Below are 18,351 nucleotides of genomic sequence, written 5' to 3'. Positions count from 1 at the left end.
CGCAGAACACGGGCAAGCCAGGGGACGGGGTTCATGCATATTCATGCACTGGCTTTTAGCACACTGTTGAGTTCTCAAGAAACGGACGCGTACACCGTCGCGATTCAGACCCGAAGGCCCGAACCCCGTCCGGGGCGGTCAGATTTCGTATTCACAAGCCTAACCACGGTGCCGGATGTGAAGCAAATCGGGCACTGGGCCCACACTTGACTTCCACTCCGGCGACCCCGCTAGCATGTGGGTCGCCCTGAAGTAGAGCAACCCTGCGAACTTACCCGACTCTAACATGCAGAGCAAGTCGAACCGGGTAGATCTTCACGGGGTGTGTCGAACCCCGACCCCGGCCGTACCCGTGCGTCGTCCACCTTGCGGTGGTGATCAGGGGAGATGGCCGGGCGGTTGCCGACAGGAAAAGATTAGCAGGGTCCGGACGGTCCTCGATCCAATACCGGCATGATCGGGCAGGCCCTTCCTGCGGACCGGGCGCCGGCAGTACAACAGGCTGACACGTCCAGTGAGGCTCCCGATCCGAGCGAGGCCCGGTGTGAACGAACGAGCGCTACCCCGAGCACTGGTCATTCTGCTCACCGGAGCGGCCGCCATCGTGGTCCTGGCCGGGATCAAGGAGGTGGCGTCCATCGCGGGGCCGTTGCTCCTCGCGCTGGTGCTCACGGTCGCCGTGTCCCCGATCCGGGACTGGCTCGTGCGCCGGCGGGCGCCGCACTGGCTGGTGGTCGCGGTGCCGTTCGCGGCGGTCCTCGTGGTGCTGCTCGGGATGGTGGGCATCCTCACGGCCGCGGTGGTGCAGATGGCGGTGCTCGCGCCGAGCTACGCGCCGCAGTTCAACCGGCTGGTCGCGGACGCGCAGCGGCTGGCGGCGGAGCACGGGCTGGCGCCGCAGGTGAACAAGGCGATCCAGTCGCTGGACCCCGGCAAGATCTTCGAGTTCGCCCAAGGGTTGCTGGCCAGCGTGCTCGGGGTGGTGTCCAGCCTGCTGCTCATCGTGGTGCTGCTGCTGGCGATGACCCTGGACGCGCCGATCGTGACCCGGGTGCTGGCGGCGGCCGCGGTGGAGCGGCCCGCGTTCGCGGCGGCGCTCGGCACCTTCGCGCACCGGACCCGGCGTTACCTGCTGGTGTCCACGATCTTCGGGGTGATCTGCTCGGTCCTTGACGTGACCGCGCTCTTCTTCCTCGGTGTGCCGCTGCCGTTGCTCTGGGGCGTGCTGGCGCTGATCACGAACTACATCCCCAACATCGGCTTCCTGATCGGCCTGGTGCCGCCCGCCCTGCTCGGGCTGCTGACCGGCGGGGTGCGGACGATGATCCTGGTGATCGTGGCCTACATGGTGATCAATGTGGTGGTGCAGTCGTTCATCCAGCCGAAGTTCCTCGGCGACGCGGTGGGGCTGACCACGACGGTGACACTGGTGTCGCTGATCATCTGGGCGACCGTGCTCGGGCCGCTCGGCGCGCTGCTCGCCATCCCGCTCACGCTGCTGGTCCGGGCGCTGCTCATCGACAGCGACCCGGACGCCAAGTGGTCGGCGGCGCTGGTCTCGGGGGACGTCCCCGAGACACGGCCATCGGGGTGATCAGGTGGCGGAGGCGCCCACCGCCGGGCGCGAGTGGTCGCCGACGCGCTCCTCGACCACGCCGCCCGTCCGCCGTCCGCCCCAGGGCAGCGCGGCGAGCAGGATGGGCAGCAGCACGATGGAGCTCATCGCCCAAGGTGAGTGCAGCCGTGCCCAGGTGGATGGGTCGAACTGTGTCAGGTACAGATAGCCGACCGCCGCCCACGCGCTCGTCCCGATGATCGCGGCCCAGGCGAGCCGGGTGGGCCGTGCGACCAGGAACGGCATGAACCACAGCAGGTACTGCGCGCCGAGCCGCGGGGTGACCACCATGAACATCAGCAGCAGCGCGGTGGTGAGGTCGATGGGGTCGGCGCGGCGCCACAGGATGCCGATGAGCAGCAGGCTGCCGTAGATCATCCATTGGCCGTACCGGGCGAGGTCGGCGTCCAGTGTCCAGTTGCCGTCGACGGCGATGGCCGTCCAGCCCCATTCGCCGATGATCGGGCGCACGTCCCCGATGGTCTTGATGACCTCGGGCAGCTGGGCCAGTGAGGTGCCCGCGCCGATGGGGAGGGTGACGAGGAAGAACAGCGGCGGCACCCCGGTGGCGAACAGGCCGTACAGGCGGGAGCGCAGGTCGGGCAGGAACAGCAGCATGCCGGGGACCAGCCAGATGGGCCAGCTCTTGGCGCACAGCGCGAGCCCCATGAGCAGCCCCGCGAGGATGGCGTTGCGCACGGGCCGGGAGGTCCTGGCGTTGCGGGCGACGACGAAGGCCGCGACGCCGAAGGCCAGGGAGACCGGCTCGACCTGCCCGTGGATGGACGCGACGAGCAGCGCCAGCGGGTTGCAGGCGTACTGGAAGGCGCGCAGCTTGGCGTCCTTGCCGCCGGCGAGCTTGCCGACCAGCGGGATCAGGATGATGTCGGCGACCACGGTGACGAGGCGCCCGGCGATCTCCCAGGGGATGTTCAGCCAGAGCAGCAGCCCGTAGATGTACGGGATCGTCGGCAGGAAGTGCCACCCGCCGTTGCTCTCCAGCACGGGGTCCTTGTGGGCGAGGATCGCCTCGCCGGCCGGTTTGAAGCTGTTGACGAAGTCGACCGGCTGCCAGGTGCTGATCACAGCGAGGATCATGACGGCCACGCGGAAGCCGATGCCGACCGCCAGCGCGACGGTCAGCGACGGCTTCCAGCCCTTCCACTGGGCGAGAAGGGCGAGCACGACACCGGTGACGAGGAGGGCCCCCGTGAGGATTGCGTTGTCCATGACGGTCCTAGCCTGCCGGACGCCAGGCCAAACCGACCACTCGGCCTCCAAGATTGCCACTATCTATCCAGAATTGGTCCGTCAAAGAACCTTTTTGAGGCCTTTGGTGGACTTCACGGGAGTGTGTACGGCCCGCACGCCCCGTGGGGGGGCGAAGGCGTGCGGGCCGTACGGACCGCGGGCCCCCAGCGGATCGACGCCGGAGGCCCGCGGTGTTCGGGAGCGGGCTAGAAGCCCGCGGTGATCGAGGTGAACTGCCAGTCGTTCTGCGCGATGCCGCTGCACGCCGCCTGCACGCCGCCGCCCGGGCAGCCGCGGTCGCGGTTGACCGACCAGAACGCGAGCCGGGCCAGGCCCCTCGCCTTGGCCCAGTCCCGGATCTGGGTCCAGGTCGCCGGGCTGGTGAGCTCCTGCTGGTCCGACAGGCCGTTCATGCCGGATATGCCCATGTGGGCGTAGGCCGTGGCGTCGGACCAGCCGAAGGCGGTCTTCAGCGCGTTCTTCAGGCCCTCGGAGGCGTTGACCGTGCTCTGGTACATGTTGGCGCCGCCGCCGAAGTCGAACGGCATGATCGTGAAGACGTCGATGTTGGCGCCGAGCGCGGCGGACTGGTTGATCAGGCGGGTGCCCCACCAGCTCGGGCCGGTCGTGCTGGTGCCGAACGTGATGATCGTCTTGATGCTCGGGTTGTTCTGCTTGACGATCTTCAGGGCGTTGAGGATGCGGTCCTGCACCGCCTCGTTCTCGAACTCGTCGGTGTTCTCGATGTCGATGTCGATCATCTTCAGGTTGTAGGCGCTGATGACCTGCTGGTACGCGGCGGCCAGAGCCTGCGGGGTCGAGCAGTTCGGCCCGAGCTTGTTGCCGCTCCACCCGCCGAACGACGGCACGATGTCGCCGCCCGCCGCCTTGATCTGCGCGATGGCCGTGGCGTCCGCGCCGCCCTGGAGCGGGCGCTGGCCGTCCCACGCCGGGGTGCAGCCGCCGCCGGACAGGATGAACGCCATGGTGAACCACTTGACGCCGGTCGCGTTCATCACCGTCGCGGGGCTCGGCGGGTTGCCCCAGCCGAGGTACAGGTACGGCGCGCCCTTGCCGCCGGGCTGCGGGTTGGTGCAGCCGGTGGTGGTGCCGGTGACGGAGCCGCTGGCGCCGGACTCGCCGATCGAGTTGTAGCCGCGGACGGTGTAGGTGTGGGTGGTGCAGGTGCCGAGCGAGCCGATGGTGGCCGAGGTGCCGGTCACCGTGGCGCGCAGCGCGGTCCCCTCGTACACCCGGTAGCCGGTGACCGTGCCGCTGGACGCGGTCCAGGACAGGGAGATCGACGAGTTGCCGGTGGCGGTGACCGTGGGCGTGCCGGGGGTGCCTGGCGCGCCGGGGGTGGTCGTGCCGCCCGAGCAGGGGGCGCCGTTCAGGGTGCAGTTCTGCGGGGTGCCGAAGTTGCCGGGGCTGCCGTTGAAGCCGAAGCTTGTGCTGGCGCCGGGGGCGAGGGTGGGGGCCCAGCTCGGGTTGGTGAAGGTGAAGCGCTGGCCGCTCCTGCTCATCACCGCGTCCCAGGCGGTGGTGACCGCGTAGCCCGACGGCAGGTCGAACGCCACACTCCAGCCGTTCAGCGTGGTGGTGGTGCCGTTGGTGATCGTGTACTTGCCCTCGAAGCCGGTGCCCCAGTCCTGGGGCTTGGTGAAGACGGCGGTGGCCGAGGCGGCCTGGGCGGGCGTGACCGTCATGACGAGTACGGCGGCCGCGGCGACCATGGCCGCGACGCACAGTCGGATGAACCGCATGAAAGCTCCTCGGGGGCCGGTACGGCCGGAGGCGTGCGTGTACCGGCGATGGGGGGTGCCGGCCTGTGGCGGCCGGAGGAGGGTCGAGGTGAACTCGTACGGATGTGGCCGATGCCGTCGCGCGATGGGCATTTCTTTTAGGAAAGTTTCCTAAGAGTTGCGCCGATCGTAGCCCCGCCCCAACCCCTCCACAAGACCCAAACTCGGCACTTTTCCCCGAGGCAGGACTTTCTGCCAGAGACCGGACTACAAGGACGGACGACCGGTGGCACCCAAGGATGGGACGCGGTGGAATCGGTCCGACATACCGGATATATGGTGATGGCCGTAACTGAACGGGAAGTCAGGGCGGCACATGTTCTTCGGCATCACCAACATCTGGGCGTACACCGTCGGCGCTTTCCTGATCATCCTGTTGCCCGGCCCGAACTCCCTGTTCGTCCTCTCGGTCGGCGCGCGGCGCGGGGTGCGCGCCGGGTACCGGGCGGCCGGTGGAGTGTTCATCGGCGACACGGTCCTGATGGCGATGTCCGCGGCCGGGGTCGCCTCGCTGCTGCGCTCCACCCCGCTGCTGTTCAGCGTGGTCAAGTACGCGGGGGCCGGCTACCTGGCGTGGATCGGCCTGTCCATGATCCGCGCGGCGTGGCGGTCGCGGCGGGACGCGGCGGACGGCGCCGCGCCGGTCCCGGAGGATCTGTCCGACCCGTTCCGCAAGGCGCTGACGGTCAGCCTGCTGAACCCGAAGGCGATCCTGTTCTTCGTCTCGTTCTTCGTGCAGTTCGTGGATCCGGCGTACGGCGCGCCCGTGCTGTCGTTCCTGATCCTCGGCGCGATCTGCCAGCTCTTCAGCCTGCTCTACCTGTCCACCCTGATCTTCACCGGCGTCCACCTGGCCAACCAGTTCCGGCGGCGCCGGAGGCTGTCGGCCGGGCTGACCTCGGGCGTGGGCGCGGTGTTCCTCGGCTTCGGCGCCAAGCTGGCCACCACTAGCCTGGGCTGACCGGCGGCGTCTCCCCGTTGACCTTCAGCGCCACGCTGACCAGCGACAGGAACATGTCGGCGTCGGTCTGATCCTCGATCTCGACCCTGACCCAGCCGGCGGCGTGCCCCTGGGTGACGCGGTGCGACCCGGCGAGGACGCGTGCCCAGCGGTCGATCACGGGGGTGGTCAGCAGTAGTTCCGCCGTGTGGTCGCCGGGCATGCGAATGATCTCCCGGCCCATGGTGCGGAACCTGACGACGTTACGGGTATGGCTCACCACGAGGTCGGGCCAGCGCGCGAGCTGGACGGCGACGTCGGCCACGCACGCGGCCGATCGACCCGTGCGTGAGAGCACTGCCATATCTTCATGGTCCCGGTACGCTCCCTATCCGGAAACCCCTCGTTTCCGAACCGTTATTGGATGTTCAACCGGCACAGAAGGGTCAGCGTTCTCGCAGGTCACGCTATTGATCACTCATCACCGCCGTTATCCTTCACATGCGCCGAGCATCCGAGTTCCGGGCGTGGGGTGTCACGAATGAGATCAGATTGGTATTTCGCCCCACTTTTGGCAATCCGCTCGCAGGGTAGGCGCCGAAGCTCTAGCGTCGGTTTTCCGCTGTTCCTGGGAGAAGCATGAGCACCCCTTCGGTCAAACTCCCGCGGATCACCGCGCTGCTAAGGCAGGCCGTGCCCCGGCTCCTCGAAGGCGTCGTCGCTCCGCTCGCCGTGTTCTACGCCGCCCTCGCCGTCCTCGGCCTGGACGGCGCCCTCATCGCCGCCGTCACCTGGGTGTACGCGGGCGTGGCCTGGCGGCTGATCCGCCGCCGCCCGGTGCCCGGCACGATGGTGCTGGCGGCCATCGCCATCACCGCGCGGGCCGCCCTCGGCTGGTGGACCGGCAGCGCCGTCGTCTATTTCCTCCAGCCCGAGCTCGGCACCATATGCATCAGCATGGCGTTCCTGGCCTCGGTACGGCTGAACCGCCCGCTGGTGCAGAAGCTCACCCTTGATTACATTCATTTGCCGTCGACCGTGCTCAAGCACGAGCGGGTCCGGCGGTTCTTCGCCCGTATCACGCTGCTCTGGGCGTTCGTGCTGCTGGCCAATTCCACGGTCAGCATCTACCTGCTGCTCCACCAGTCGATCGGCACCTACCTGCTGGTGCGCACCTCGGTGGTCGCCGGCATCAGCGGTCTCGCGGTGGCCGTGTCGATCTACACCTTCCGCCGGGTGCTGGGCCGCCTGCACGAGCCTGCGGCCCTTCCCGCCGCCTAGCCCGCGCCCGAGTCTGGGCGATCTCCGCGAAATGGGCCAGTATTGGGGCATTTCCCCCCGCGGAGAGGACAGTTCACCATGGGATGCGCGCTCGTCACCGGCGCGTCACGCGGCATCGGCCCCGTCATCGCCGAGCGCCTGGCCGCCGACGGATGGAAGGTCGCCGTCAACCACGCCGGCGACGGCGCCAACGCGGCGGCCGTGGCCGGGCGCATCGGCGCCGCGGCGCGCGTGGCCCGCTTCGACGTGACCGACGAGGAGGAAGTGCGGCGCGGCGTCGCGGAGATCCGGGACGAGCTCGGCCCGATCGAGGTGGTGGTCAACAACGCCACCGGCCCGCAGCCGCTGATCCCGCTGGAGAAGCAGACCTGGGAGGACCACCTCGACCAGCTGCGGTTCTTCGTCAAGGCCCCGCTGCTGCTCCTGCACGCCGTGCTCCCCGGCATGCGGGCCGCGGGCACCGGCCGGATCGTCAACATCGGCAGTGAGGTGACCGACATCGGCAATCTCGAGTTCGGCCACTACGTATCCGCCAAGGCCGCGATGAACGGCCTCACCCGCACGTGGGCCCGTGAGCTCGGGCCGCTCGGCATCACCGTCAACATCGTCGCCCCCGGCTGGATCCCGGTGGAGCGCCACGAGGGCATGGACACCGAGGACTACCGGGGGGAGGTGCCGCTCGGCCACCTGGGCACGCCGATGGACGTGGCCGAGGCCGTCGCCTACCTCGCCTCGCCCGGCGCGCGGTTCGTCACCGGGCAGCGCCTCGTGGTCAACGGCGGCCGTACCATGAGCTGACCGGCCGGTGTCTCGCGGCGGGCTACGACCTCGGCAACGGGTCCGAACGCTCTTCCGCGAAGATGCGGGCCAGTTCGGCGCGAGACGCGATGTCGAGCTTGGCGAAGATCCGGCGAAGATGCGTCGAGATCGTGTGCGGGGACAGGAACATCCGCGCGGCGGCCTGGCGGTTGGTCAATCCTCCGGCGATCAGCTTCGCCACCGCGCGTTCCGTGTCGGTGAGGCTGTCCCAGCCGGAGGCCGGATGCTGTGGCTGGACCCAGTGGCGGCGCCGCACGCCCAATGCGCGCAGCCTCGCTCGCACACGTGCCGCGTCCCGGAGCGCGCCGATGCGCTGGTAGCAGTCGAGCGCCCGGTCAAGGCTGGTGATGGCCTGCTCCCGGGTGGCGGAGGTGCCAGACGTGGTGGTGGCCAGTACGACCCCGAGGTCTTCGGCAGCCGAGGCGCTCTCCCACGGTTGAGGGTGATTGGTGGCGGCGAAGGCGAGCGCGGCGGGGTCCCGGTGGAGAAGCCCGCGGGCGTGCGCGGCCACGGCGGCGAAGATGGGATACGCGGGGTTGATTCGTTCAAGGTACTCGGCCGTCTCGACGATGGCCCGCGCGTACGGGAGGTTCGCCGTGGCCAGCGCCAGCCGGGTCAGCCAGGCGGCCGTGAGGGGGACGGTGATGAGTGTCCAGCGTTGTTTCTCGGCGTCGGCGTACGTGGGTTCGAGAATGTCCATCGCCCGTCCGGGATCGTCCTGGGCCTCGGCGACCACCGCCTCCACCCACTTCTCCCACGCCGATCCGAACAGCATTCCGGGTGTGCCGGGCTGGGACAGGTACCTCTCGATGTGCCGGACCGCGGCCTCGAGGTCGCCGCGCCGCACGGCGATGTAGGCGAGTATCGACAGCCCGACGCGGATGAACCCCTCGGTGCCCATGTCGTCGGCGATCATCATCCCGGCCTGGGCCTCGGCCGCGGCGTCGTCGTATCGGCCGGCGGCCAGTTTCACCCGGGCGCGGAACAACGAGGGTTGTGCGGCGAGCACGGTCACCCCGAGGGTCTCGATCTCCTGCTGGGCGACCTGGATGGCCATGTCGGCCGCTTCCAGCTGACACACGCACCGGCAGTTGAGGCTCAGCAGCAGGCGCGTGTACGGGCGCTGGATGACTTCGACGGTGCCGCTGTCCGCGATCCGCAGGGCTTCCTGGAGGTGCGCGAACGAGTCCGCGACCCGCCCGTCGACCATGGCGCACCGGGCGAGCAGCAGGAGAGCCCCGACGACGGCGGCATCGGAGTGCCGTTCACGGCCGGCGAGAACGGCCTGCGCCCGCGGCCGTCCCTTCCTCAGGTCGTTGAGTGAGATGAGCCCCCAGAACACCACCCATTCGGCGGTGCCACGCAGGTCATCGGGCATGTCCTGCCGCGCGAGCAGGCCCTCGGCCTCCGACAGCGCGTCCGCCGGACGTCCGCTCAGCAGCATGATGTACGCCAGGGCGCAGCGCAGTCGAGGCGCCGGTGCGAACGAGGCCCTTCCGAGTGCGGAGCGAGCGAGGCCGGCCGCCTCCGGCAGCCGCCCCGTGGCCGTCAGGGCGTCGACCGCGACGGCCGCGCGACCGGCCCAGGCGGGGTCGGCGGGCTCGGTCAGCTCGAGCGCACGCTTGGCGAGATCGGCGGCGGTCTGGGGTGAGGACCGCAGCACCTCCCGCGCCGCCCGGTCCAGTCCGAGCAGTGCGCGCGCGTCACCGCGGCCGGCGCTGCGAATGAGGTGCGTGGCGGCGGGAACCGCCGACCCGCCTCGTTTGAGCAGCATCTCCCCCGCCTCCTGGTGCAGGGCCCGCCGCACGGCGGGAGGCAGCGTTCCCGTCACCGCCTCCCACAGGAGGTCGTGCCGGAAGGCCAGATCCTGCCCGGTGCATTCGACGATCCCCGCCGATATCGCCTCCTCCAGCATCGGCAACAGCTCGCCCGTCGATTCGCCGAGCATCTCGGCCAGATCCTTCACCGGGAGCGAGCGGCCCAGGACTCCGGCGACCTGGAGCAGATGCCTGGTTGGGGCGGACAGCTCGTTCAGACGCCCTCGTGTGACCTCCTGAGCCTGTGGCAGCCGCGCCGGAATCAACCGCGCGCCACCGTCGGCGACCTGGAACCCGCCCTCGCTCTTGAGTTTCTCCATGAGGTCGACGAGCGAGAAGGGATTGGCATCCGCCACCCCGGCCAGGGCCAGCACGCCTGGCTCGGGTACCGCCCCAAGGACATCGGTGACCACCTCGGCCACCGCTCCCTCGTCCAGGGCATCCAGCATGACCCGCGCCGCGCCGTCGCGTTCCAGAAGATCGAACAGGTGGTCGAGGCAAGGAGTGGCGTCGCCGCCGCTCCTGCCCGCCAGCATCCAGACGACCGGGGTGGAGGCGAGATCTCTCGTCAGTGACCGCAGGGCCAGCAGAGTCATCTGGTCGGACCAGTGCAGATCGTCCAGCGTGACGAGCACAGGCCCGTGAGCCGACATCGCCTCCAGCTGTTCCTGCAGGCTCACCAGCAACAACAATCGCTGATCGGCCGGGCCGGGAACAGCCGCGTCCTCGTCCGTGGGAAGAGTGCGGCCGGATTCTCCGAGCGCCGACGTCAGCGGGGCCAGCGGCATCATCTGGGTCAGCACGTCCGCGTAGCCGCGGACCACCCGGAAGCCCAGCCTCGCCGCGGCGGCGGCGGCCACGTCGAGCATGCGGCTCTTTCCGACGCCCGACCGGCCCCTGACCAGGAGGACGCCGCCCCTGCCGACCCGCGCCGCCCGGAGCAGCCCGGAGATGAGCTTCCACTCCCCGGCACGGCCCCGCCAGCCAGGCCACGACGACCCCCGGGGCTCGAGCCCACCCGCCGCTTCCAGGACATCGTGGGATTCGTACCCCATGGGTCCATAAGACACCCGCCGCGCACCTTCCCGCAAACAGTCCTAGCAGGTCAGACCGCAGATCACGTGTCCCGGACGCGGGACCCCAAAGTTACACAGATGTGCGATACGCCACCCTTCCTCGCGGTTCATGCTCGGAGCCGTTCCCCGTCTCTCTCGAAAGGACGACGATGGTGGACGTTCCGAGTGAATGGCCGGTGCTGCTCCTCTGGCCTCTGTTCACCCTGCTCACGTGGATGATCGTCGCCAAAGGCCTCACTCTCCTGCTGGCCCGCGGAAAACGGTGCGCGCCGTACTCGGTCCAAGGTCAGATCACCCTGCTGGCCGCCGCCGTGATCGCCCTCACCTTCCTCACCCGGGGGGCGGGGATCTATCTCCTGGCCCGGTCCGGGACCATCCCCCACGCGCTGCCGCACGCGGTCACCCTCGCGGCCGGGTCCCGGGTGGCCGCCGGCTCGCGGCAACCGCTGCCGGTCCTCGCGTGGCCCGGCTCTCTCCGGCTGATCGTGGCGATCGAGACCGCCGAGCTGGTCGCCCTGAGCGCGTGGGTCACCTGGACGCTGACCGGCCGGGTGCTGCGCCCCGTGGACGCGGTGCGCGCCGAACTCTCCAGGATCGATTTCGGCGACCCGGCCGCCCGCGTCTCGGAACCGGGAAAGGCGCGAGAGATCACCCGTCTGTGCCGGACGATCAACACGGTCCTGGGGCGCCTGCACAAGGCCCAGGAAGAACGTGCGGAGATCGCGCACCGCCAATGGCAGTTCGCCTCGGACGTCTCCCACGAACTACGCACCCCCATCACGGGACTGCGGGTGCAACTGGAAGTGGCACAACAGGATCCGAGGCGGGCCCGGCTGTCCGAACTGCTCGGAACCACGCTGAACCAGGTGGAGCGGCTTGAGATGATCACCGAGGACATACTGAGCCTTGCCCGCGTGCGTGCCCGCCCGCCCGTCGAACCGCGGCGACTCGATCTCGCGGCCCTCGTCGAGGTCGAGGTGGCGCAACGTACGGACCGGCTCCCCGTCCGGCTCCACCTCACCCCCGGCACCACCGTCACCGCCGTGCCGTCCCAGATCGGCCGGGTGCTCGCCAACCTCCTGGACAACGCCCAGAGGCACGCCACGCGCCTGGTGTCCGTCGAGGTGCGCGCCACCCGTGCCGCGGTCGAACTCGCGGTCAGCGATGACGGGAAGGGAATCGCGGAGGCCGACCGGGAGCGGGTGTTCCAGCGTCTCATCCGATTGGACGACGCCCGCCGGCTCGACCGCAACGGCACCGGGCTCGGCCTGGCCATCGCCCGGGACATCGCTCACGCGCATCACGGCACCCTGAGCGTCGAGGAGAGCGCCACCGGTGGAGCGCGTTTCGTCCTACGCCTCCCCCGGGTCCTGCCACACGGAGAGGGGCGTCATGAGGCTTGAGCATTGTTCGATCCGAGCCCGCCTGGCGCTGTTCACCGGCACGGCGGTGGGGCTGCTCTGCATCGTGTTCTCCATCGTCCTGACGTTCGCCATCAACAGGGTGGCGACCCAGAACCTCACCAGGGAAGTGACCGCGGTGGGCGAGTTGACCGCCTATTACGTGGACCGCGGAGAGCTCGTCAATCCGCTTCCGCCCATCTCGCGGGACCTGACCCGCCCCGTCCAGGTGGTCGACCCGCGCGGACAGGTGGTGGCCGCGACCAGCGATCTGCAACACCGGCCGGTCATAGCGCATTTCACGCCGAAAAGCCCCAGGCGTGTGGCCAGTGCCGTCATCTGCGATTCCGTCTTCCCGTCCGGCGCCTGCCACATCGTCGTCGCCCAGCAGGTGTATCGCAACGGCGATTGGACGGTCTACAGCGCCGCGCCGACGCTGCCGATCTTCGTCTATCCGGGTGTGGCGGCCATCCTGGTCGCGGGCACGGTCATCTTCATGATCGCGGTCGCCTACGGGGCGCGGCACACCGTGACCAGGTCGCTCAGACCCGTGGACGCCATCCGGGCCCGGCTCGACCACATCCGGGGCACCGACCTGAGTCACCGGGTCCCGATCCCCGCGCCCAGGGACGAGATCCACCGCCTGGCACGGAGCGTCAACGAGACGCTGGAGCGGCTGGAGGACGCGATCGAGCAACAACGGCGGTTCTGCTCCGACGCCTCCCACGAGTTGCGCACCCCTCTCACCGCCATCCGCACCCAGATCGAGGTCGCCCTGCTGGCATCCGACGACGTCGACCTGATCAGACTGTGCGACGACGTGCTCCCGAGCGTGGAGCGGCTGCAGTCCATCGCATCCGACCTGCTCACCCTCACTCGGCTGGACGCCGGCACACCGGGTGAGCGTGAGCAGGTCGACCTGACCGGGCTCATCGCCATGGAGCTGAGCAGTCATCAGCTGAACAGGAAGGTCGTCCGCGATCTGGCACCAGGAGTGATCATCACAGGCGACGGGGCACGCCTGCGTCAGTTGGTCTGCAATCTGCTCCAGAACGCCCAGCGATACGCCTCCTCCACCGTCACGGTCACACTCCGGCTCGCCCCGGCCGCCGGCCAGGGATTCCCCGGGGGCTTCGCCGAACTCGAGGTCCTGGACGACGGCAGCGGAATCGCCGCCGACCAGCGGGAGACGGTGTTCCGGCGCTTCACCCGCCTGGACACCGCCCGCAGCAGAGGCGCCGGAGGGATCGGCCTCGGCCTCCCCATCGCCCGGCAGATCGCCGAAAGCCACGGCGGCGCGCTGACCATCCAGGACAGCGACCGGGGTGCCCGCTTCGTCCTCCGCCTTCCGGTGGACTCCTAGTCAGGGCGTCCGGTCGTGCGCCGGCATTTCATACAGCGTTGATTTCATCACTTGATGAGTTTATGGTGGAGTCATACACCGGCAGCAGAAGCATGCCGGGAGGCCGCGTGCACCTCCCCCCGCACGCCGCAAGGAGACGGACATGCCCAAGTCCCAGAGCGACCGCCGCGACACCGGCCTCGCCGAGCTCACCGGCCCCCTCGTGCTGAGCCTGCGGGACGTCACCGCCGACATGCTGCCGCTGGTCGGGGGCAAGGCGGCCAACCTCGGCGTTCTCACCCGCGCGGGCCTGCCCGTCCCGTCCGGGTGCTGCCTCACCACCGAGGCGTACGGGCGGGTGGCGGACGCCGCCGGGCTTGAGGACGTGCTCGCCGCGCTGGCCGCCATCGCGCCCGGCGACACCGCCGCGCTGGCCGAGCAGGCCGGTCGCGCCCGCGCCCTGATGCTCGCCGCGCCGGTGCCGGACGACATCGCCGAGGCAGCGCGCGGCGCGGCCCGCGGGCCGGTGGCCGTACGGTCGTCGGCCACCGCCGAGGACCTGCCGGACGCCAGCTTCGCCGGGCAGCAGGACACCTACCTGAACGTCACCGGCCCCGAGGCCGTGCTGGACGCGGTGCGCCGCTGCTGGGCCTCGCTGTGGACCGACCGCGCCGTGGCCTACCGCGCCGCCAACGACATCGACCACGGCGCCGTCCGGCTGGCCGTGGTGATCCAGGAGATGGTGCCCGCGCGGGTCGCCGGCGTGATGTTCACCGCCAACCCGGTGACCGGACGCCGCCGCGAGACGGTGATCGACGCCGCCCCCGGCCTCGGCGAGGCCGTGGTGTCCGGCGCGGTCAATCCCGACCACTTCGTGGTGAGCCCGGAGGGGCGGATCACCACCCGCCGCCCCGGTGACAAGGCCGTGGCGGTGCGCCCGCTGCCCGGCGGCGGGGTCGAGCGGGTCCAGGGGACGGGGACCGACGAGCCGTGCGTCACCGACGACCAGGTGGCCGCGCTGGCCGAGCTCGGCGGCCGGGTCGAGGCGCACTACGGCGCGCCGCAGGACACCGAGTGGGCGATCGACGAGGACGGCGCCCTCTGGCTCACCCAGGCGCGGCCCATCACCACGCTGTACCCGCTGCCGACCCGGCCGGGGGTGGACGGGCTGCGGGTGTACTTCTGCTTCAGCCTCGCCCAGGGCCTGCACCGGCCGATGACGCCGATGGGCGTCTCGGTCTTCCAGGCGCTGGCCGCCGGGGCCCGCCGGCTGTACGGCGTGCGGCCGCCCACCGACCCGGTGATCTCCGCCGGGATGCGCGTCTTCGGCGACGTGACGGGCATCATGCGGAGCCGGGTGGGGCGTCAGGTGATGCCGAGGGTGTTCGACGTGATGGAGGCCCGGTCGGCCGTCGTGGTGCGCGGGCTGTTCGACGACCCGCGGCTCGCCATCACGCACTCCTCGCCGTTGCCGGCGATGCGCAGGCTGTTCCAGCTGGCGCGCCGGTACCGGATCCCGGTGCGCGTCGTCCAGGCACTGGCCCGTCCGGACCGGGCGCGGACGCGCATCGCCCAGGTGGGCGAGCAGCTGAGCGAGCTGCTGGCGGCGCCCGCGGACCTCAGCGGGGCGGGGCGGCTGGATCACGTGGAGCGGGCGCTGGCGGGGCTCGTTCCCATGGCGCCGTTCATCTTCCCCGGGCCCGCGGCGGGGTTCCTGATGTTCGGGCTGGCGGCGCGCCTGCTGCGCGGACGGTCCAGGCCGGGTGAGCTGCAGACCGTGCTGCGGGGGCTTCCGCACAACGTCACCACCGAGATGGACATGGCGCTGTGGCACGCGGCCACCCGGATCCGGGCCGACGAGGCGTCCGCGCGGGCGCTGAGCGGGCCGGACCTGCCCCGTCCGGACTCGCTGCCCGCGGTGCTGCGGGAGGAGCTCGACGGATTCCTCGCCCTGTACGGGCATCGGGCGGTCGCGGAGATCGACGTGGGCGTGCCGCGCTGGTCGGACGATCCGGCGCACGTGCTCGGCGTGCTGGCCAACTACCTGCGGCTGGACGATCCCGCGATGGCGCCGGACGCGTTGTTCGAGCGAGGGGCCCGGGAGGCCGAGGCGATGGTCGAGGAGCTCGGCCGGCGGGCGGGCGGGGTGCGCGGGAGGATCGTCCGGTTCGCGCTGGGGCGGACCCGGCAGCTGGCCGGGTACCGCGAGATGCCGAAGAACTACCTGATCGTCACGCTGGCCGAGGTCCGGGCGCAGTTGCGCGCGGTCGGCGACGAGCTGGTGGCGGGTGGCGTGCTGGAGGAGGCGGAGGACGTCTTCATGCTGAGCCTGGCGGAGGCCCGCGCGGCGCTCCGCGGGGGCGACCGGCGTGAGCTGGTGCGGGAACGGCGGGCCGAGTACGCCCGCGAGTCGCGGCGCAGGCACATCCCGCGGATCCTGCTGTCCGACGGTACCGAGCCCGAGGCTGTGGCCTCCGCTGTGCGGGCGGACGACGGGACGCTGACCGGTACCCCCGCCTCGCCGGGGTCGGTCACCGGCATCGCTCGCGTGGTGCTGGATCCCGTGGGTGCGCATCTGGCTCCCGGGGAGATCCTGGTCGCGCCGTCCACCGACCCCGGCTGGACGCCGTTGTTCCTCACCGCCGGGGGCCTGGTGATGGAGATGGGCGGCGCCAACTCGCACGGCGCCGTGGTGGCCCGCGAGTACGGCATCCCCGCCGTGGTGGGCGTCGCGGACGCGGTCTCCCGCATCGTCACCGGCCAGGAGATCACCGTGGACGGCACCTCCGGCGCGGTCCTGCTCCCCGGCCCGGCCGCGCCGGAACCGGCGGGCGGCGCGGTTCCGGCGGATCGTGGGGATTGATCGGTAAAGTGTGGGGATGCGAGGGGTCGGGGCGGGCGTGCTCGTGCTCGTGGTCACTGCGGCGGGGTGCGCCTCCGGGCTCGGCTTCGCCGACACCGCACGCATCCTGCGTGAGGACGGCACGACGCTCAGCCGCATCGCCCTGACCGGCAAGAACGCCCGCGCCACCGAGGACGCCACCGGGTGCCCCGCCGGGGAACGGCGAGCCGCCTACACCATCACCGGCGACCTCGGCCCGGACGGCGCGGCGACCTCCGCCGCGGTCACCTCCGCCCTGGCCACCGAGTTCCAGCGCATGGGCTACCAGGAAGGTGAGGGCCCCGGCGCCCGCTTCGGCGTGAACGTGAGCGTCCTGGAGAAGACCTCCCTCGGCATCACCTTCACCGTGACCCTCCGCGCCGACCACCCCAACGTGGAAATAGCCGGCCGCACCGGCTGCCTCGCCCCCTGAGCGCCCTGTCACATGGCGCCCCCGAAGGTGAACCGCCGTACGGCGGCGCCGGATTCACCGCACCACGTCCCACCGTACCGGCGCCGGTTCAAACGCCCCCTCTAAGGGGGACGTGGGCGGGCGCCCCCTAGCGGGGCGTCGCCCCCGTAGTCGTCCGCCCCCGTAGTCGTCCGCCCCCGTAGTCGTCCGCCCCCGCAGTCGTCGCCCCCGCAGTCGTCGCCCCCGCAGTCGTCGCCCCCGCAGTCATCCACCCCCGCAGTCATCCGCCCCCGTGGGCACCCACAGGCGCCCGGCCCCTCCAGGCGCCCACCCTCACCCGCGCCCGCTCAGGGGGGGGTGGCGTCCACGTGCGGTGATGGATAGCCCGGGAATCGGGTGGGCCATGGTCGACATGGGTGGAACCGACAACGGGTGGGTCCCATCTACCCCAGCCCGAGAAGGTGTTGACGTTTTAGCCCCTTGACGTCAACTTTCCCCGGTCCTGGCAGCCCATGGCGGGTATCCCGCCGTACGGCGGCGCCGGATTCACCACACCACGTCCCGCCGTACCGGCGCCGGGAGAGGGAGACCGTGGTGGACGGGAGAACTGGGCCCGCCCCGGGGAGGGCTGAGAGGCGGGGGGTGGCACGGACGGACGGGGTGGGCGAGCGGCACGGACGGCACGGAGCGACGGGGCGGACGGGTGGCACAGACGGGGGCGGACGGGTGGCACAGACGGGGGCGGACGGGGTGGGCGGGTGGCATGGGCGGACGGGGTGGCGGGTGGGGGGCTATAGGTGTTCGTTTAGGAAGGTTGTGGTTTCTTGTATTGCGTGGGTTAGGTGGGGGTCTGTGTCGTAGAGGTCGGTGTGGAGGTGGGTGTCCAGCCAGATCAGGCGTTTGGGGGGGTCCAGGCGTTTGTAGGCTTCCTCGGCGCCTTCGGGGGGGCAGAAGCGGTCCACTACGCCGTGGACGATCAGGGCGGGTTTGGGGGACAGGAAGTCGGCTCCCATCATGTTGTCCAGGGTGATCAGCTCGCGTAGGGAGGAGCGGGTCACCTTGTTGGTCCAGGAGGGGGCGGCGGAGCGGGCGGTGCCGTAGTAGGCGTAGGGCTCGTCGCCGGGCATCGCGGCCTCTCCGGACGTGGCGACGGCGGGGATGTACTCGGGGTCGGCTCCCTGGTCCTGTCGCTCCAGTTCGCCGGTGAAGGCCGCCAGGGCACCCTCGTAGCCGGGGGGTGTCATGCCTGAGCGCATGGCGTAGGGGTTGTTGTACGCGCCGGCGATTCCGGCGAAGACCTTCACGCGGGGGTCGAAGGCGGCGAATCTCAGGGCGTAGCCGGCGCCAAGGCAGATGCCTACGACGCCGATGCGATCGCCGTCCACCTCGGGGCGGGTGCGCAGGTAGGAGACGGCGGAGCGCAGGTCGGTCAGCTTGCCCTGGGGGTCCTCGTGGTGGCGGGGGGAGCCGCCGGAGGCGCCGAAGTTGCGGTGGTCGAAGGCCAGGGTGACGTAGCCCGCCTCGGCCAGGCGGGCGGCGTAGGTGCCGGTCACCTGTTCCTTGACGCCGGTGAAGGGGCCGGTGAACACCAGCGCCGGGTGCGGCCCGGCGCCGGGGGGCGTCCTCAGGTCACCGGCCAGCGTGACGTCGCCTGCGGTGAACTCTACGTGCTCGATCATGCCGCCCAGTCAACCTCATCACCGGGCGCGGACGGG

Annotated in this window: 13 protein-coding genes; 8 read left to right on the top strand and 5 right to left on the bottom strand. The window is 70.6% G+C overall.

The window, feature by feature from the left end; translation table 11 throughout:
• The first annotated feature begins 544 nt into the window (after positions 1-544).
• Positions 545-1,594: an AI-2E family transporter gene (locus ACFP1K_RS30625; protein WP_380759811.1), complete on the top strand. Its 1,050-nt coding sequence runs from the start codon at positions 545-547 to the stop codon at positions 1,592-1,594.
• On the opposite strand, the gene ACFP1K_RS30620 is transcribed toward ACFP1K_RS30625, so the two are convergent.
• A complete protein-coding gene (locus tag ACFP1K_RS30620; protein ID WP_380759809.1) occupies positions 1,595-2,845 on the bottom strand; it encodes a hypothetical protein in 1,251 nt (416 codons plus the stop codon).
• Between the two features lie 227 nt (positions 2,846-3,072).
• The gene (locus ACFP1K_RS30615; RefSeq protein WP_380759807.1) at positions 3,073-4,629 is read right to left on the bottom strand and encodes a cellulose binding domain-containing protein; all 1,557 of its coding nucleotides are present in this window, start codon (positions 4,627-4,629) and stop codon (positions 3,073-3,075) included.
• 355 nt (positions 4,630-4,984) lie between these two features.
• On the opposite strand from ACFP1K_RS30615, the gene leuE reads away from it, so the two are divergent.
• Positions 4,985-5,629 carry a leucine efflux protein LeuE gene (gene leuE / locus ACFP1K_RS30610; RefSeq protein ID WP_380759805.1) on the top strand — a complete coding sequence of 215 codons (645 nt, stop codon included), beginning with the start codon at positions 4,985-4,987 and terminating at the stop codon, positions 5,627-5,629.
• On the opposite strand, the gene ACFP1K_RS30605 is transcribed toward leuE, so the two are convergent.
• Entirely contained in the window at positions 5,616-5,972 is a 357-nt protein-coding gene (locus ACFP1K_RS30605) for a luciferase domain-containing protein (RefSeq protein ID WP_380759803.1), read from the bottom strand. The two genes, leuE and ACFP1K_RS30605, sit on opposite strands and share 14 nt — an antisense overlap.
• 275 nt (positions 5,973-6,247) lie before the next feature.
• On the opposite strand from ACFP1K_RS30605, the gene ACFP1K_RS30600 reads away from it, so the two are divergent.
• Positions 6,248-6,889, top strand: coding sequence for a VC0807 family protein (locus ACFP1K_RS30600; RefSeq protein ID WP_380759801.1), 642 nt, complete (start codon positions 6,248-6,250; stop codon positions 6,887-6,889).
• Between the two features lie 78 nt (positions 6,890-6,967).
• Positions 6,968-7,687, top strand: a complete 720-nt coding sequence (locus tag ACFP1K_RS30595) for an SDR family oxidoreductase (RefSeq protein ID WP_380759799.1) — start codon at positions 6,968-6,970, stop codon at positions 7,685-7,687.
• 22 nt (positions 7,688-7,709) lie between these two features.
• Here the strand turns inward: ACFP1K_RS30595 and ACFP1K_RS30590 are convergent, their stop codons facing one another.
• Positions 7,710-10,580, bottom strand: a complete 2,871-nt coding sequence (locus tag ACFP1K_RS30590) for a helix-turn-helix transcriptional regulator (protein WP_380759797.1) — start codon at positions 10,578-10,580, stop codon at positions 7,710-7,712.
• A 170-nt stretch (positions 10,581-10,750) separates the two neighbouring features.
• Between ACFP1K_RS30590 and ACFP1K_RS30585 the strand changes: the two genes are divergently transcribed.
• From ACFP1K_RS30585 to ACFP1K_RS30570, 4 genes are all read left to right on the top strand, one after another.
• Positions 10,751-12,004 (top strand): sensor histidine kinase, encoded by a 1,254-nt coding sequence (locus tag ACFP1K_RS30585; RefSeq protein ID WP_380759795.1) that lies wholly within the window; start codon positions 10,751-10,753, stop codon positions 12,002-12,004.
• On the top strand, positions 11,994-13,364 hold the full coding sequence (locus ACFP1K_RS30580; protein ID WP_380759792.1) for a sensor histidine kinase: 1,371 nt from the start codon (positions 11,994-11,996) through the stop codon (positions 13,362-13,364). The genes ACFP1K_RS30585 and ACFP1K_RS30580 overlap by 11 nt, the downstream gene beginning before the upstream one ends.
• Before the next feature lie 142 nt (positions 13,365-13,506).
• Positions 13,507-16,206, top strand: a complete 2,700-nt coding sequence (locus ACFP1K_RS30575; RefSeq protein WP_380759790.1) for a PEP/pyruvate-binding domain-containing protein — start codon at positions 13,507-13,509, stop codon at positions 16,204-16,206.
• A gap of 16 nt (positions 16,207-16,222) precedes the next feature.
• Entirely contained in the window at positions 16,223-16,657 is a 435-nt protein-coding gene (locus tag ACFP1K_RS30570) for a hypothetical protein (RefSeq protein ID WP_380759788.1), read from the top strand.
• Positions 16,658-17,427: 770 nt separating this feature from the next.
• On the opposite strand, the gene ACFP1K_RS30565 is transcribed toward ACFP1K_RS30570, so the two are convergent.
• A complete protein-coding gene (locus ACFP1K_RS30565) occupies positions 17,428-18,315 on the bottom strand; it encodes an alpha/beta hydrolase (protein WP_380759787.1) in 888 nt (295 codons plus the stop codon).
• Positions 18,316-18,351 lie beyond the last annotated feature (36 nt).

This window comes from Sphaerisporangium aureirubrum (assembly GCF_042658925.1).
Taxonomy (GTDB): domain Bacteria; phylum Actinomycetota; class Actinomycetes; order Streptosporangiales; family Streptosporangiaceae; genus Sphaerisporangium; species Sphaerisporangium aureirubrum.
This window is presented reverse-complemented; position numbering and strand designations above follow the sequence as displayed.